Raw genomic sequence first — 14,753 nt, 5'->3', positions numbered from 1 at the left:
GCGGGCTCGGTTGCGGCCTCAACCGACCCCGATCATGCGCGCGACTTCCGGCCAGCCGTCGTAGAGCATCATCAGTGTGAGGTAGATCAGGAAGATCAGGCCCGCCCAGGACAACCACGGGTAGCGCGTCATGATCTTCATGATGTAGGTTGCGAAGAGCGCCATGAAGAGGATCGCGAGCGCCAGGCCAAAGACCAGCAGCGCGGTGTCCTCCCGCGCAATTGCGGCGACTGCAACCACGTTGTCAATGGACATCGACACGTCGGCCAACGTGATCGTGACGAGCGCCTGAAACAGCGTGCGCGGTGCGTTTTCGCCGGTCTCGAGACCCTCGGGCCCGGCGTTGTGTGCCCGAAGCTCCTTGTAGAAACGCCAGCAGACCAACGCGAGCAGCAAGCCACCGAAGAACAGGATGCCCGGTATCTGCAACAGCCAGGTTGCCATGATCGCGAAGACAATTCGCAAGCCCGCCGCCATCGCCATGCCGAGGAAAATCGCCTTGCGGCGCTGTTCCGGCGGCAGGCCAGCCGCCGCCATGCCGATGACCAGCGCATTGTCACCTGACAACACGATGTCAGCGAAGATGATCTGTACGATGTCGAGGAAGAGTTCCACAGCCTGTCCCGGTGAGCTGGCACAGTGTGCCATGCATGGCAAACCCCCAGTATACACGGCACATCAGAGCGCCCGTGGTGCCTGTCGACGTGGTGTCGATGGCACCAGCGTCCCGGGCCTGACTGTCAGACCGTGTTTAGGCGACGCATTCGAGCGCGCGGTCCAACACACCAATGTCGGTCGGCGCGCGTGGGCCGTGCTCGCTCAGCTGGCGGCGAAACTGACGCGCACCTGGCAGCCCATTGAAGAGGCCAAGCACGTGCTTGCAACACGCCATCAACGGCACACCGGCATCGATCTGATCCAATACGTAGTCCCGGTACGCTGCTGCCACAGCCATCCGACTCACCGGTCCAGCCTCGCCGGCTACCTGACGATCGACATCCGCGAGGAACCAGGGATTCCGGTACGCCTCCCGACCTACCATGACGCCATCGAGCGACACCCACTCGCGCTCGACCGTCTCCCAGTCGCTCAAGCCTCCGTTCAAGATGATCGTGAGTGCAGGCAACTCAGACTTGAGGCGTTTGACGTACCCGTAGCGCAGGGGTGGAATCTCGCGATTCTGCGCAGGACTCAAGCCGTCGAGCCAGGCTTTGCGCGCATGCACGTCGAAATGACTGACACCCACATCAGCCAGTGTGGAGACGAAATGGAGCAACGGCTCGTACGCGTCGTCGCGGTCGACACCGATTCGGCACTTGACCGTCACGGGAAGCGACGATGCGGCCTGCATCGCCTTCGCACAAGCCGCTACCGTTTCCGGCGTCTGCATGAGGCAGGCACCAAACGCGCCCCGCTGCACACGCGGGGACGGGCAGCCACAGTTGATGTTGACGGCCGCATAGCCCCACCGTTCAGCCAGTTCGGCGGCGTACGCCATGTCGTCGGGCTCCGAGCCACCAACCTGCAACACCACCGGGTGCTCTTGCGCGTTGTAGTCGAGGTGGCGCGCCGGGTCGCTGTGGCGCAGTGCGCCGGTGGTGACCATCTCGGTGTACAACACCGCGTGCCGACTGATAGAGCGCGCCAGCATGCGATAGTGTCGATCCGTCCACGCCATCATGGGGGCGACACTGAATTGACGGTAGTGCGATTTCTCTGCTGTTTGCTGCATGCGCTTTTCTTGATCCACACGCACTGCCAGGCGATCGGAACACACCGCACCTGATGCGGATCAGACCGCCTCACGTTCGTCTGACAACACAGACCACAGTGTAACGCCGAACCCCCTCAGGCGCGGGTAGCGCGTAACGAATCCGAGTCCTGGTCGGCCCCGACCCCGCTTCTACGCCACGGACCGACCGTGAGAGCCCTCGCCCGCTTGCGACGCGAATGTGTCGCGCAGGCGATTGCCGATAGGCAAGAAGCCAACACAAACCGAGCTATTGCCTGTCGACTTCAGACTGTTAGGTTGCCGCACTCGTATACAAGCCGACTCTCGCTCGCCAAAACAAAGGCCCCGTGCACACACGTACACGCGTACACAGGACGTGGTGGCGCAAAGCAACGCGTGGGTATTGGTGCTGCTCAGCGACAGGTGCCGCGGACCGGCATCGCTGCACGTCAGTGGTGTATGGTTGCCCGTCCGCCGTTCGCCAGAAACGCAGGCCATGAAAACCACGGTTTATCAAGCAAAACGCATCATCACAATGGACCGGAACTGCCCGAGTGCAACGCATGTCGCCGTTCGTGACGGGCGCGTCGTTGCCGTGGGTGGTCCGGCCTGTGCCGAAGGTTGGGGTGAGGTGGTCCACGACGACGGTTTCCAGGATCAGGTGATCTTGCCCGGTCTGGTCGAAGCCCACGCACACGTATCAGCCGGCAGTGTGTGGCGAAACACCTATTGTGGACACTATACGCGAACTGACCCGAACGGGCGCGATTGGCCCGGAGTCAAAGACAACGATGCGCTGATCACTCGCCTCCGTGAACGCGTCAATGAGACGCCCGAGGGCCAGCCCATAGTCGCGTGGGGTTTCGATCCGAGCTTCGTCAACGGACCCCGCCTCGACCGCAGTCTCCTTGACCACGCATCAACAACGCGCCCCATAGCCGTGGTGCACTCAAACGGCCATCTCCTCACCGCCAACTCGGTGGCGATGAACAAGGCGGGTCTCGGACGCGAGACCAATATCGAGGGTGTGGTGCGCGATGCAAGCGGAGACGTCACAGGTGAGCTCCACGAATTTGCAGCCATGGCACTTGTAAAGGGCGTTGTTGGAATGGAGAACGAACTGTCACCGGATGCGGACGGTGTCAGAGCGTACGGTCAGGTCGCACGGCGGTGCGGCGTGACAACAGTGGCCGACCTGTTTTCCAATCTTTTCGACGACGAAGTTGCGATGTTACACCGGGTCACGGCAGACCCAGACTTCCCTGCACGCTATGTCCCGATCATGAACGCAATGGCCGGCGAGCCTGAGTTCGAGGCCCAACGGGCTCTCGCACTGCGCGTGCAATCAACCAGCAAACTGCTGATGGGCCGTGCCAAACTGTTCACCGACGGCTCAATTCAAGGCGGAACCGCCATGCTGAAACCGCCCGGCTACTATGCAATGGCCGACCATGCCATGTGCAACATGGAAGAAGCCCACTTCCGCGCAACCGTGCGCGCACTGCACCGGGCGGGCGTGAAAACGCACGTTCACACCAACGGTGACGCTGCATCCGAACTCGCTATAGACGCCTTCGCCGACGCCATTCGGAGCGCACCAGACGCTGACCTTCGCCACACACTGGAACACGCGCAACTCGCCGGAATCGGCCAGTTCAAGCGCATGCGGTCGCTGGGTCTGACGGTCAACCTGTTCGCCAATCACCTTTACTATTTCGGCGATGTACATTGGACTCGAACACTCGGCCCCGATCGAACATCGCGAATGAACGCCTGTGCTGATGCCTGGTCGGTCTGGGAAGGTGATTTTGCGATTCACTCAGATGCGCCCGTCACGCCAATGGCGCCCCTGATGACGGCGTGGTGTGCCGTCAACCGCGTGAGCGAACAAGGTCGCGTGTTGGGAGAAAGCCAACAGATATCGGTCGCGCAAGCGCTGCACTGCATCACGCTTGGCGCGGCCTATGTGTTGAAGCTGGATCACGAAGTCGGTTCGATCCAATGCGGCAAGCGCGCCGATTTCTGCATTGTCGACAGCGATCCGTTTCACGTTGATCCCACAGCGCTCAAGGACATCCGCCCTGTTGCAACCGTGCTCGGCGGACAGGTCACACACTGAGGAATACAACTGGCCCGCGTCTCGATACCCCGGACGCACTTGCAAGACCTTCAGCGGTCGTTTAACAGCGAAACCGCATGGCATGTGTGCGCTGAGGAACCGGTGTGCCGATTGTCCCTCACAGGCGTTTGTGCCACCGAGTGGCGCCTTGGTGGTCCTCGACTTCCACGCCGAGACCGGACAGCTGGGCACGAAGGGCATCTGCGCGTGCCCAGTTCTGCTCAGCCCGTGCCCGTGTCCGTTCAGACACCAGGGCGTCGATGCGATCGCTGTCAGCGACACCGGCCTGAGCCCACTCATCAGGGTGCTGTTGCAACAGTCCCAGCAACGCGCCGCCGCCACGCAACGCTGCAGCCAGCCTGGAACGCAGCGCAGGGTCGTCGGTCGTGAAGACTCGATTCGCCAGTGCGTGCAAGGCCGAGAGAGCCGCGGGGGTGTTGAGATCGTCGTGCAAGCCTTCCAGAACAGACGCCATGTCTTCGGGACGCGCGTCGACTCGGGGCTGGCCGCGCAAGGCGCCGTACAGTCGATCGAGGGAAGAGCGTGCTGCAGATGCCGTTTGCGCAGTCCAGTCGAGCGGTTGGCGGTAATGCGCCAGAAGCAACGCGTAGCGAACGGCTTCCCCCGGCGTGTCTCGCAGCAGGTCTCTCAGCAGCACGATATTGCCAAGCGACTTCGACATTTTCGCACCCGAAACCGTGACATGACCGTTGTGCACCCAAAACCGCGCGCGGGTGCCTTGTGCAAACTCGTTCTCATGGTGTGGGAAGCGTAAATCAATACCGCCCCCGTGAATGTCGATCTGTTCTCCCAGGTGTGCACGGATCATCGCCGAGCACTCGATGTGCCATCCAGGCCGGCCAAATCCCCACGGGCTCGCCCAACCGGGTTGATCAGCCCGGGAAGGTTTCCACAGCACGAAATCGCGGGGATCCCGTTTCCAGGGCGCGACTTCAACACGCGCACCCGCTAGCATCTGAGTCGGGTCGACACCTGAAAGCTGCCCATACGCTGGGAAAGACGGAATGTGGAACAGGACATGGCCATCGACCGTGTAGGCGTGCCCGTCCGCTATCAGCTCATCGATCATCTCGATCATGTGATCGATGTGGGCAGTGGCGAACGGTTCGATGTCCGGTGGCCTGACGCCAAGCTCCGCGAGATCCGCGTGGTAAGCCTCGGTAAACCGTGCAGAGACCGACCGACAACTCACACGCTCGGCCGCTGCTGCGGCGATGATCTTGTCGTCCACGTCTGTGATGTTGCGTGCGTAGGTCAGCTTCGGATAGCGCTCGCGCAGGACCCGGGCGAGCACATCGAAAACGACCGCAGGCCGCGCATTGCCTATATGTGCAAAGGAATAGACCGTCGGCCCGCAGACGTACATACGCACGTGCTCGGCGACGCGTGGCTGAAACGTCTCCAGGGTACGCCCCATCGAATTAAACAATCGCAACATGGGTAAAAGCGGCAGATCAGTTGGGTACTTCGGCGCGAGTGCCGCACTGGCGTGCGGTCGGTGCCAGACAGAGCAACACCGGCGGACTCAAGTCACGTTCCCACCGACATTTGTAATGTTATAATATAACATTTTGTCGGAGGTGCAGATGGCACACGATCTTTTGCAGGACAGGCTCTCCGTGCATCAAGTCGAAGAGGGCAACGCGCTGGCGCCGAAGTTTGGCAACGACGGGTTGATGCCTTGCGTCACCACCGATGCACAGACAGGCGAGGTGCTGATGCTGGGCTGGATGAACGCCGACGCCTTGGCGCTGACACTGCGCTCTGGGGAGGCGCACTACTACAGCCGCTCGAGACAAACGCTGTGGCGAAAAGGCGCGACATCCGGCCTCGTACAGACGGTCGTAGAAGCACGGGTGGATGACGACCAGGATGCGCTTTTGCTGCGCGTCGACGTGGCGGGCTCCGGTGCGTCCTGCCACGTCGGGAACCGTTCGTGTTTCTACCGCTCCGTGCCTTTTGGGCCCGACGCGGGTCAGCCGCTGACGTTCATTGAACAGGCGAAGACGTTCGATCCCGAGTCCGTTTACGGCGACGCACCGAATCCCACCCGACTCTGACAAGACGGGCGACGTCGCGCCACCGTGGCCACGTCTTGTGTACGCAAGCCAGTGGCCTCACGTCAGCCCTGCAGCAGTGTCTCACGTCCGCCGTGCGCAAGACCACGTCGGGCAGGCGGTACTCGCAAGCGCGGCACCAACCACCGAGCTCCTCGTGGCAGACGTGTCACCGGCACGCCGCCCCGGTGTTTCACTGTCCTCAATCACCCTCACGCCGGAGCCGTGCCCGCCGCGATACCAACCCCTCTGCGGAGCACAGCACACCGACGCGGCAATCTGAGCCCGTAGCTGAAGCCGAATCGGCTCGCGTTGGGCTCAAACCAGGGCAATCAACCGGCAAGGGCCACCCGTACCGCCTGCGTGCTTGGGCGCACCCACAATCAAGGTGGCGCCGGTCGCGGGCAATTGGTCGAGGTTGGCCATGTTCTCGACAGCCCAGCGGTTTGCAGGCAACCACGTGTAGTGGGTAATGAAATCCGCCGAGAGCCCGTAGTCAATTGACAAGGTGTCCACTGCGATGCCTGCCACCTCGGCCTCTTCGAGCAGCATCTTGACCGCCTCGACGTGAAACGCTGGGAAGTGCATCTTGCCCTCGTCATCGGCGTTTCTGAACCCGGGTGTACCCAGTCGCGACTGCCAACCGGCATTTTGCGCCACGCACGCGCCCGGCGGGATAGGACCATGCTGGGCAATCCACGCTTTCAGATCGTCAGGCGTTACCTGGGCGTCTGCATTCGCTGCCGCCTTTTCGCGGATATCGATGATGGCCAGTGGACACACAAGCGATTCCACCGGGACTTCGTCGATCGATGTGCCACCGTCCGTGAAATGCAACGGGGCGTCAATGTGGGTGCCTGTGTGTTCGTTCACCTGCAACATCTTCAAGTTGAAGCTGTTCTCGGCGTACGTGAAGACGTCTTCGTCGAAAAACTGTTGTTCGCCAAAGTAGGTCGGGAAGTCGTGGGTGAGAGTGTGCGTCATGTCGACCACCCGACTGGCCGCCTGGGCGAGAACCGGTCGTGGCGCCATGGCCGACGAGGCCACGATGGCGGCGCCGGCAGCGGCTGTGCCGCGGAACAGCTCACGCCGACTGAGCGCTTTGCCTTTGACGTATTCCATGATGATGGGGTGACACATGGCGACTTTCTCCGGAGGTCAGCGCGGACCCACAGCTGCGGGAACACGGTTGGTCGAGGTAGGTTCACACGACTTTTATGCTATCCCAGCCCGCTGCCAGCGGACAACATGCCGTTGATCGTCGCACCCGACACTCACTGGCCGATGGAGCCCGCTTCATTCAGCAGGTTGGTCGACAACACGCCAAGCGCATGCGTGATCTCAGGCGATGTCGAGATCACCTTACCGCGTCGAACCACCGCAAGACGGTGCGCACGAAGCCGGACCGCTTGAATCTTGTCTCGCGCCTGCAGGAGAACAAAATCGGCGTAACAGCCCTTCTCGAGTCCGTAGCCCTGAAGGCCCATGATCCGTGCAGATTCGGTTGTAACGGCATCAAAGCACCATGCCATGTCAGCCAGACTGGACAGCTGAGCGACGTGCAGTCCCATGAACGCAATATCCAGCATGTCTGCCCGGCCGAGCGAGTACCAGGGATCCATGACGCAATCCGAGCCGAAACCGACTGTAATACCTGCGTCTCGCAGTTCGCGTACACGCGTCAATCCACGCCGCTTGGGGTAGCTGTCATGCCGCCCTTGCAACATGATATTGATCGCCGGATTGGGGATGACACTCACACCTGCCTCTGCGATCAACGGAATCAGCTTCGACACATAGTAGTTGTCCATCGAGTGCATCGAGGTGAGGTGCGAGCCAGCCACGCGACCCTGCAGCCCCAGACGCTGGCTCTGGTACGCGAGGGTCTCGACGTGACGGCTGTGTGGGTCGTCACTCTCGTCACAGTGGAGGTCGACCATCAGGCCGCGCTCAGCCGCAAGCTCACAGGCCAGTCGCACGCTCTCGGCGCCGTCTGCCTGCGTACGTTCGAAGTGCGGGATACCGCCGACCACGTCGACCCCCATGTCCAACGCCCGAACGGTGTTGCGCATCGCAGTGGGATCCCGCAACAAACCGTCCTGCGGAAAGGCGACCAACTGCAGGTCGATGCAATCGCGCAATCGATCGCGCACCTCGAGCAACGCTTGCACCCCCTTGAGTGCGTCGTCGCACGTATCAACGTGACTGCGTATGCACCCAATGCCCTTGGCGACAGCCAACTCGCAGTACCGCATCGCACGCTCGATGATGTCGTCCACGGATTGCAGCTGCTTGAGTTCACCCCAGAGCGCGATCCCCTCCAGCAAGGTACCCGAGACGTTCACCCTGGGCGTCCCGAGTGACAAGGTTGCATCCATGTGAAAGTGCGGATCGACAAAAGGCGGCGACACAAGGTATCCCTTGGCATCGATCACCTCTGTCCCAGTTGCAGGTATCCCGGCTTCGACAGCGATGATCCTGCCGTCTCGACAGGCGATGTCGACCCCGGTCTCGCCTGTGGTGAGCGTGGCGTTTCTCACAATCAGATCGTACATGTTCTGTCCTGTGTGTTCGGCCCATCCGGGGGCGCTTGTGGCGTGACGCGTGTACCAACCCGTGGCCTGGTGTGTCGTTCAGAGGCGAGCGCTGCTACCACGCCGAATCGAAGTGGATCACACGTGGGCCGCGGTAGCCGGCCACGCCGGTTGACTTCCGCGTATCGTACTGACGCACAGGCATGCGTGCGATCATAGCGCCGCCAATCCACCGACCCGCCCCGCGACAGGGCGACCTGAAGCGCTCATGACTGACATACATACCACACACAAGGCGCGACTCGCGCCTTTGCGTCAGACCTTGTACGACGGCGACGTCGACGGCGTGCAAGCGGCGTTGCGGCAGCTGCTCACGGACGATGCCACTGTGCACATGCCGCACCCCTTCGGGGACCTCACCGGGCCGCAGGCCCTGTTTGATACGTGTTACCGGCCGCTGCACGAGGCCATGCCCGACCTCGAGCGACGCGACTGGATTGTCATGGCCGGCGAGACCGAGCACGGTGGCCACTGGGTGGGGTGTGGCGGTCACTACGTCGGCACCTTTGTGCTTCCGTGGCTCGGCATCCCGCCGACGGGCCACCTGACCCACATGCGCTTCCACGAGTTCTACCGCTTCGAGAACGACCGGGTGGTCGAGTGCCAGACGCTGTGGGATATCCCCGAGGTGATGATGCAAGCCAAGGCCTGGCCGATGGCGCCGAGCCTCGGACGGGAATTCTGCGTGCCCGGCCCGGCAACGCAGGACGGCCTGGTGCCGGGCCCCTGGAACCGAGACGCCGCCACGACAGCGTGCGACCACATCGTGACCATGCTCGCGCACATGACACGCCACCCGAGCGAGGGTGGGCCCGAGGTCATGGAGATGCCGCGCTTCTGGCACCCGCGCATGAACTGGTACGGGCCTGCCGGCATCGGCACCGCCCGCGGCATCGCCGGTTTTCGCAACTGGCACCAGATCCCGTTCCTCAATGCCATGCCCGACCGAGGCCACGCCAACGACGACATCACCTTCCACTTCTTCGGTGACGGGAACTACGCAGCGGTCACCGGCTGGCCGGACATGATTCAGACCGTCACCCACGACGGCTGGATGGGTATCGCGCCCGCGGGTAAACGCATCACACTGTGTTCGCTCGACTTCTGGCGCGTCGAGAACGGCCTGATCCGGGAGAATTGGGTCATGGTCGACATCCTCGACGCCTGGCGGCAACTGGGTGTCGACGTGTTCGCCCGACTGCGTGAATTCAACCAGGCGCGCCAGTGCGGGCCGGTGCGCCTCGCCGCTGAGGGTCTGTCCGATGCGTAGAGCGCAGGTGCCTCACGCACTCGGTCCTGCGTCGGGCACGCGGTAGCAGGACTGGCCCGTGCCCGTCGTGCCGGTGGTCATCGGGAATCACGGGGTCGGTGTTGTCGAAACCGTCTACGACGGTTTCACCGGCTTTGACACGGGCGACCGGGTCGCCTCGAACATCCCGTCAGTCGGTGGCTACGCCGTGCGACAGGCGACGGCTTGATCGGCGCCGCCATGAACCGCGTGCACCGGTTGCTGGACGCCGTCGCCGCGCACGAGGCGATCGCATCGGGCACACCCTTCGGGGCAACCGTGCTTCTGCCCTGAGGCGACCGGGCGCGGCGCAGCCGCCGCGCGGTGTCAGTAGTAGCTCGACACCGCGTGCTTGGCTTCGGCGAAGAACGCCCAGCGCAGCGCCAGGATACCCACCACATGGCAGAGCGCCGCGACGAACACCACGAAACCGCCGCCGATCGGAAAGGCCAACACCAGGAGCACGGCAGGCACCACCAGGCCGGCGATCAGCGCCACCCGAGCAAGCGACTTGGCGCGGTGCCGGGCGACCTTGTACACCATCTCCTTCATCAGGTAGTTCGGCGAAGAGTGTGGCGATTCCAGCAGGCGAACACGGCCGATATGGCCCAACCCGGTCGCCTCCTCGGGCGTGGCACCCACGCTCGCGAGATCCGCCTTGGCCGCAGACGATTTCCAGTTGAACACGACCACGGCCGCCAACGCGAGTGCGGCGGTGGCGAGGAAGGTCGACAGGATGCCGCGTTCACCCGCGAAACCGATCAGCGCCAGCAGCACAAGGCTGCCGCTGGACAAACCGAGGGCGAGGAACTTCCAGGGTGTCCAAGGGCAACTCCAGGTGGGGACAGTCTTGAGTTGCCCGTAGATCATGCCGGTCGCGTAGACCGTCGCCACGGACAGCGAAGACATGAGTACACCGAGTACTGCACTGCGCCCCGTCCCGAACAGCCACGTCAGCGCATAGAGGGCAAAGACCGCCAAGGTCGCGATCGCCAGCACACCCTCACGCGAGAGCCACGAACTGCGCCACTGGCTCAAGGCCCGCCATGCACGGTCCGGACGACCGAGATGCAACGTCGAGCACAGCAGACCGGTGACGCACAGCGCACCCGCCACGGTGCACGCGGCCCAACCAAAGCCGACGGCATTCGGACCTGCACCCAGGCCGACAAGGGCGAGCAAGCCGAAGCCGACGCCGGACAGCGTCGTGAAAGCGATCAGAGACGGTGCTGGATGCATAGCGCTACCCCAGGGATTCCAACGCGCGATCGAGCCACCCCAGGATACCGCCCTCGGGGTTGGGTGGCCGCTCAGCGGTGACAGCGCCGGCTGCAGTTGCTCCGGTGTTCGATTCCCGTCGCGGTCGCGGCGGCAGGTACTTGTTGACCGGTTTGGTGCCTTGCCCCGGCATCAGGTCCATCCCACCGCGCTCGGCCACCAGTTTGGAGACGGCCGAGTTCGGGTCGGCAAGGTCGCCGAAGTGCCTCGCGCGCGCAGGACAGGCGCGCACACAGGCCGGTTCGCGGTCCTCTTCGGGCAGGTTCTCGTTGTAGATGCGGTCCACGCAGAGCGTGCACTTTTTCATCACGCCGGCGTCGCCGTCGAGCTCGCGTGCGCCGTAGGGGCAGGCCCAGGCGCAGAGACCACAGCCCATGCAGTGGTCCTCATTGACCAACACGATGCCGTCTTCGGCGCGTTTGTAGCTCGCACCGGTCGGGCACACCGTCACGCAGGGTGCGTCGTCGCAGTGCAGACAGCTCTTCGGGAAATGCACCAGCTGGGCTTTGCCCTCGTCCGGCGTGACTTCGAAGGTGTGGATGCGGTTCAACCAGCTGCCGTCAGGATTCGAGCCGTAGGCGTCGAGATCCGACAGCGGTGCACCGTAGCCGCCGGTGTTCCACGACTTGCAGTTCACCGCGCAGGCGTGACAACCGACACAGGTGTCGAGGTCGATGACCAGGCCGAGCTTGACGCTCGGGGTCTCGGGCAACATCGTCATGTCCATTCCTCCCCGTAGCGCACCGTCTCCTGCCCGATGCCGACCGGCGACACCTGGGCGGCGGCGCGCGGCTCGGAGACCTCATTGCCCGGCTCGGCTTTCTCGATGTTCACGCGCAAGTCGAACCACGCCGCCTGCCCGGTGATGGGGTCGGAGTTCGCCACCCGGTGGCCGCCCTGGTCGGGCAGGAGTTCATCGATGAGGTGGTTGAGCAAAAAACCCCGTTCGGTCTCGGGCGCACCCTCGGCGAGCGCCCAGGCCCCACGGCGCTTGCCGATGGCGTTCCAGGTCCAGAGGGTCTTGCCGTTGACCGCCTCCATGCGCACCACGGGTGCCTTGATGCGCCCGTGGTGAGAGCTGACCCAAGCCCAATCGCCACTCTCCAGACCGACCTCGTCACAGACTTCCGCTGGCACGTAGAGCGCGTTGTCACCGTGGATCTGCCGCAACCAGGCGTTCTGTGAGCCCCAGCTGTGGTACATCGCCGCGGGCCGTTGCGTGATCGCATGTAACGGGAAAGCGGTCTCGTCGACGCGTTCGCCTTCGAACGGCGGATACCAGCTCGGCAGCGGTGTGAAACACGACGCGATCCGGTCACGCAGGTGATCCGGTGGTTGCCGCTCGCCGTGGCCCTCGGCGGCAAGCTGGAATTTCCGAAGCGGCTCGACGTAGATTTGAAAAGTGTAGGGCTGGGGGCTGTCGAACAGCCCGATCTTCACGGCCCAGTCCTGGTAGGCCTGGTTCCAGGGCTTGAAGTACCGAGCCGCATCCGGGATGTGCGCGGTGAAGAAACCGCCGTTTTCGATGTAACGCTCAAGCTGCTCGGGGTTCGGCTCGCCGCGCCCCTCGCCCGACTCGTCTTCTCCACGCCAGCCGGCCAGCGGTCCGACACCCGGCCGACGCTGGTGGTTGATCATGTAGTCGGCGTAGTCCTGCCACACGGCCTTGCCGTCGCCGTCGACAAAGCCCGGCAGGCCCAGCCGCGCGCCGAGGTCGATGATCACCGATTGGAAACCCCGTACGTCGCGGTCCGGTTCAACCACGGGCCAGCGGATCGCGTCGGCCGCGCAGTCGGGTTCGCTGATCGGCCGGTCGAGCAGCGAGATGCAATCGTGGCGTTCGAGGTAGGTGGTGTCCGGCAGCACCAGGTCCGCAAAGGACACCATTTCGGAGGAGTAACTGTCCGAGTAGATGATCTTGGGAATCTGGTACTCGCCGTCCGCGCGCTTGCGCGTGAGCATGTCGATGACGTCCGTGGTGTTCATGGACGAGTTCCAGGCCATGTTGGCCATGTACATGAACAGCACATCCACCGGGTAGGGGTCACCTGCAGCCGCGTTGCTGATGACCATGTGCATCAGGCCGTGCGCGGACATCGGTGCGTCCCAACTGAACGCTTTGTCGATTCGCCGCGGCGAGCCGTCATCGTTGATCTGCAGGTTCTCCGGACCGCGCACGAAACCGAGGTGCGGACCACCGAGCGGTGTGCCCGGCGCGTGATCCGTGTGCGGCGTCGGGTGCGCCTCGACGGGCTTGGGGTACGGTGGTTTGAAGCGGAACCCGCCGGGCACTTCGACCGAGCCCAGCAGGATCTGCAACAGGTGAATCGAGCGGCAGGTCTGGAAGCCGTTGGCGTGCGCCGAGATGCCGCGCATGGCGTGGCAGCTCACCGGACGCCCGATCATACGCTCGTGCTGCCGGCCGAGGTGATCGGTCCAGGGTTGTTCGATCACCACCTCACGCTCGAAGGCCGCTTCGGCGAGCTCGCGCGCGATTCGGCGAATCGTCTCCGCCGGCACGCCACACTGCGCAGAGACCGCTTCGGGCGTGTAGCGCGCGTCCGCGTACTGCTCTGCCATCAGAGCGAAGACCGGCACGGCTTTGCCACCGTCGGGCAGGTCGAACTCGCCGGTCAACGCAGGCTTGGCGTCGGTGTCGTTGGCGGCGTGCACCGCGCCCGTGCGGCGGTCGGCGACCAGGCACTGGCCATCGGCGTCGCGCGCGAACAGGCCGTGGTCGGCACCGCCCTGGTTGTGCACCACGAGGTGCGGCGCGTTGGTGTAGCGGATTAGGTAGTTCAGGTCGACCTTGCCGGCGCGGATCAGCTCCTGCACCAGTGCGAGTACGAACAGCCCGTCTGTGCCGGGCGTGATGCCGACCCACTCGTCAGCCACGGCGTTGTAGCCGGTGCGCACGGGGTTGACGGCGACGATCTTGGCGCCGCGCGCCTTGAGCTTGCCGAGGCCGATCTTGATCGGGTTCGAGTCGTGGTCCTCGGCGACGCCGAAGATCATGAAGTATTCGGTCAGCTCCCAGTCCGGCGAGCCGAATTCCCAGAACGCGCCGCCCATGGTGTAGATGCCGGCGGCAGCCATGTTGACCGAGCAGAAACCGCCGTGCGCGGCGTAATTTGGCGTGCCGAACTGCTGCGCCCACCAGGACGTCAACGACTGCGACTGGTCGCGTCCGGTGAAGAAGGCGAGTTTAGACGGGTCGTCGCGGCGCACTGGCGCGAGCCAGTCCACAGCTGTCTGCAGCGCTTCTTCCCACTCGATTTCGACGAACTGGCCACTGCCGCGCTCGCCCACCCGCTTGAGCGGCTTCTTCAGCCGCGCAGGTGAGTAGTGCTGCATGATGCCGGCTGAGCCCTTGGCGCAGAGCACGCCCTGGTTCACCGGGTGATCGCGGTTGCCCTGGAGGTAGCGGACCTTGCCGTCGCGCAGGTGGACTTCCACGCCGCATCGACAGGCGCACATGTAACACGTGGTCTTGCGCACCTCGTCGGACACATGCGGAGACAGTTCTATGGGGTGCTCGGGTGACGCCGCCATTGCGCGCTCCAGTCGGGGGGAGAAGGCACCCCGCACCGCAGCGTGCAGCACGGGGTCAAGCGGTCCGGCCTGCGCCGGTCCGCGTCCGGCCAGAAGCGTACACGGGTTGCTG

The 14,753-nt window shown here is 63.6% G+C and carries 12 protein-coding genes; 4 read left to right on the top strand and 8 right to left on the bottom strand.

The window, feature by feature from the left end; all coding sequences use genetic code 11:
* Positions 1-18: 18 nt before the first annotated feature.
* Together AAGA11_06490 and dusA are read right to left on the bottom strand one after the other, a co-directional pair.
* Positions 19-615 carry a YjbE family putative metal transport protein gene (locus tag AAGA11_06490; GenBank protein MEM9602491.1) on the bottom strand — a complete coding sequence of 199 codons (597 nt, stop codon included), beginning with the start codon at positions 613-615 and terminating at the stop codon, positions 19-21.
* Between the two features lie 136 nt (positions 616-751).
* A complete protein-coding gene (gene dusA, locus AAGA11_06485) occupies positions 752-1,732 on the bottom strand; it encodes a tRNA dihydrouridine(20/20a) synthase DusA (protein MEM9602490.1) in 981 nt (326 codons plus the stop codon).
* Between the two features lie 496 nt (positions 1,733-2,228).
* Between dusA and AAGA11_06480 the strand changes: the two genes are divergently transcribed.
* The gene (locus AAGA11_06480) at positions 2,229-3,851 is read left to right on the top strand and encodes an amidohydrolase (GenBank protein MEM9602489.1); all 1,623 of its coding nucleotides are present in this window, start codon (positions 2,229-2,231) and stop codon (positions 3,849-3,851) included.
* A 118-nt stretch (positions 3,852-3,969) separates the two neighbouring features.
* On the opposite strand, the gene cysS is transcribed toward AAGA11_06480, so the two are convergent.
* Positions 3,970-5,310 (bottom strand): cysteine--tRNA ligase, encoded by a 1,341-nt coding sequence (gene cysS / locus AAGA11_06475; protein MEM9602488.1) that lies wholly within the window; start codon positions 5,308-5,310, stop codon positions 3,970-3,972.
* 148 nt (positions 5,311-5,458) lie between these two features.
* Between cysS and hisI the strand changes: the two genes are divergently transcribed.
* Complete coding sequence (gene hisI / locus AAGA11_06470; GenBank protein ID MEM9602487.1) at positions 5,459-5,932, top strand: phosphoribosyl-AMP cyclohydrolase; 474 nt, start codon at positions 5,459-5,461, stop codon at positions 5,930-5,932.
* Positions 5,933-6,247: 315 nt separating this feature from the next.
* On the opposite strand, the gene AAGA11_06465 is transcribed toward hisI, so the two are convergent.
* The gene (locus tag AAGA11_06465) at positions 6,248-7,069 is read right to left on the bottom strand and encodes a cyclase family protein (protein ID MEM9602486.1); all 822 of its coding nucleotides are present in this window, start codon (positions 7,067-7,069) and stop codon (positions 6,248-6,250) included.
* A 134-nt stretch (positions 7,070-7,203) separates the two neighbouring features.
* Positions 7,204-8,484 (bottom strand): amidohydrolase family protein, encoded by a 1,281-nt coding sequence (locus AAGA11_06460; protein MEM9602485.1) that lies wholly within the window; start codon positions 8,482-8,484, stop codon positions 7,204-7,206.
* A gap of 247 nt (positions 8,485-8,731) precedes the next feature.
* On the opposite strand from AAGA11_06460, the gene AAGA11_06455 reads away from it, so the two are divergent.
* A complete protein-coding gene (locus AAGA11_06455; protein ID MEM9602484.1) occupies positions 8,732-9,793 on the top strand; it encodes an ester cyclase in 1,062 nt (353 codons plus the stop codon).
* Between the two features lie 58 nt (positions 9,794-9,851).
* Positions 9,852-10,001, top strand: coding sequence for a hypothetical protein (locus AAGA11_06450; protein MEM9602483.1), 150 nt, complete (start codon positions 9,852-9,854; stop codon positions 9,999-10,001).
* A gap of 137 nt (positions 10,002-10,138) precedes the next feature.
* On the opposite strand, the gene AAGA11_06445 is transcribed toward AAGA11_06450, so the two are convergent.
* The 3 genes from AAGA11_06445 to AAGA11_06435 are packed head-to-tail and all read right to left on the bottom strand — an operon-like array spanning position 10,139 to position 14,641.
* Entirely contained in the window at positions 10,139-11,050 is a 912-nt protein-coding gene (locus AAGA11_06445; GenBank protein MEM9602482.1) for a DmsC/YnfH family molybdoenzyme membrane anchor subunit, read from the bottom strand.
* 4 nt (positions 11,051-11,054) lie between these two features.
* Complete coding sequence (locus AAGA11_06440) at positions 11,055-11,810, bottom strand: 4Fe-4S dicluster domain-containing protein (protein MEM9602481.1); 756 nt, start codon at positions 11,808-11,810, stop codon at positions 11,055-11,057.
* Entirely contained in the window at positions 11,807-14,641 is a 2,835-nt protein-coding gene (locus AAGA11_06435) for a molybdopterin-dependent oxidoreductase (GenBank protein MEM9602480.1), read from the bottom strand. Before AAGA11_06435 ends, AAGA11_06440 begins: the two co-directional genes overlap by 4 nt.
* Positions 14,642-14,753 lie beyond the last annotated feature (112 nt).

This window comes from Pseudomonadota bacterium (assembly GCA_039196715.1).
Lineage (GTDB): Bacteria > Pseudomonadota > Gammaproteobacteria > CALCKW01 > CALCKW01 > CALCKW01.
Note: the sequence above shows the minus strand (reverse complement) of the source record. Positions and strands in the feature narration are given on the sequence as shown.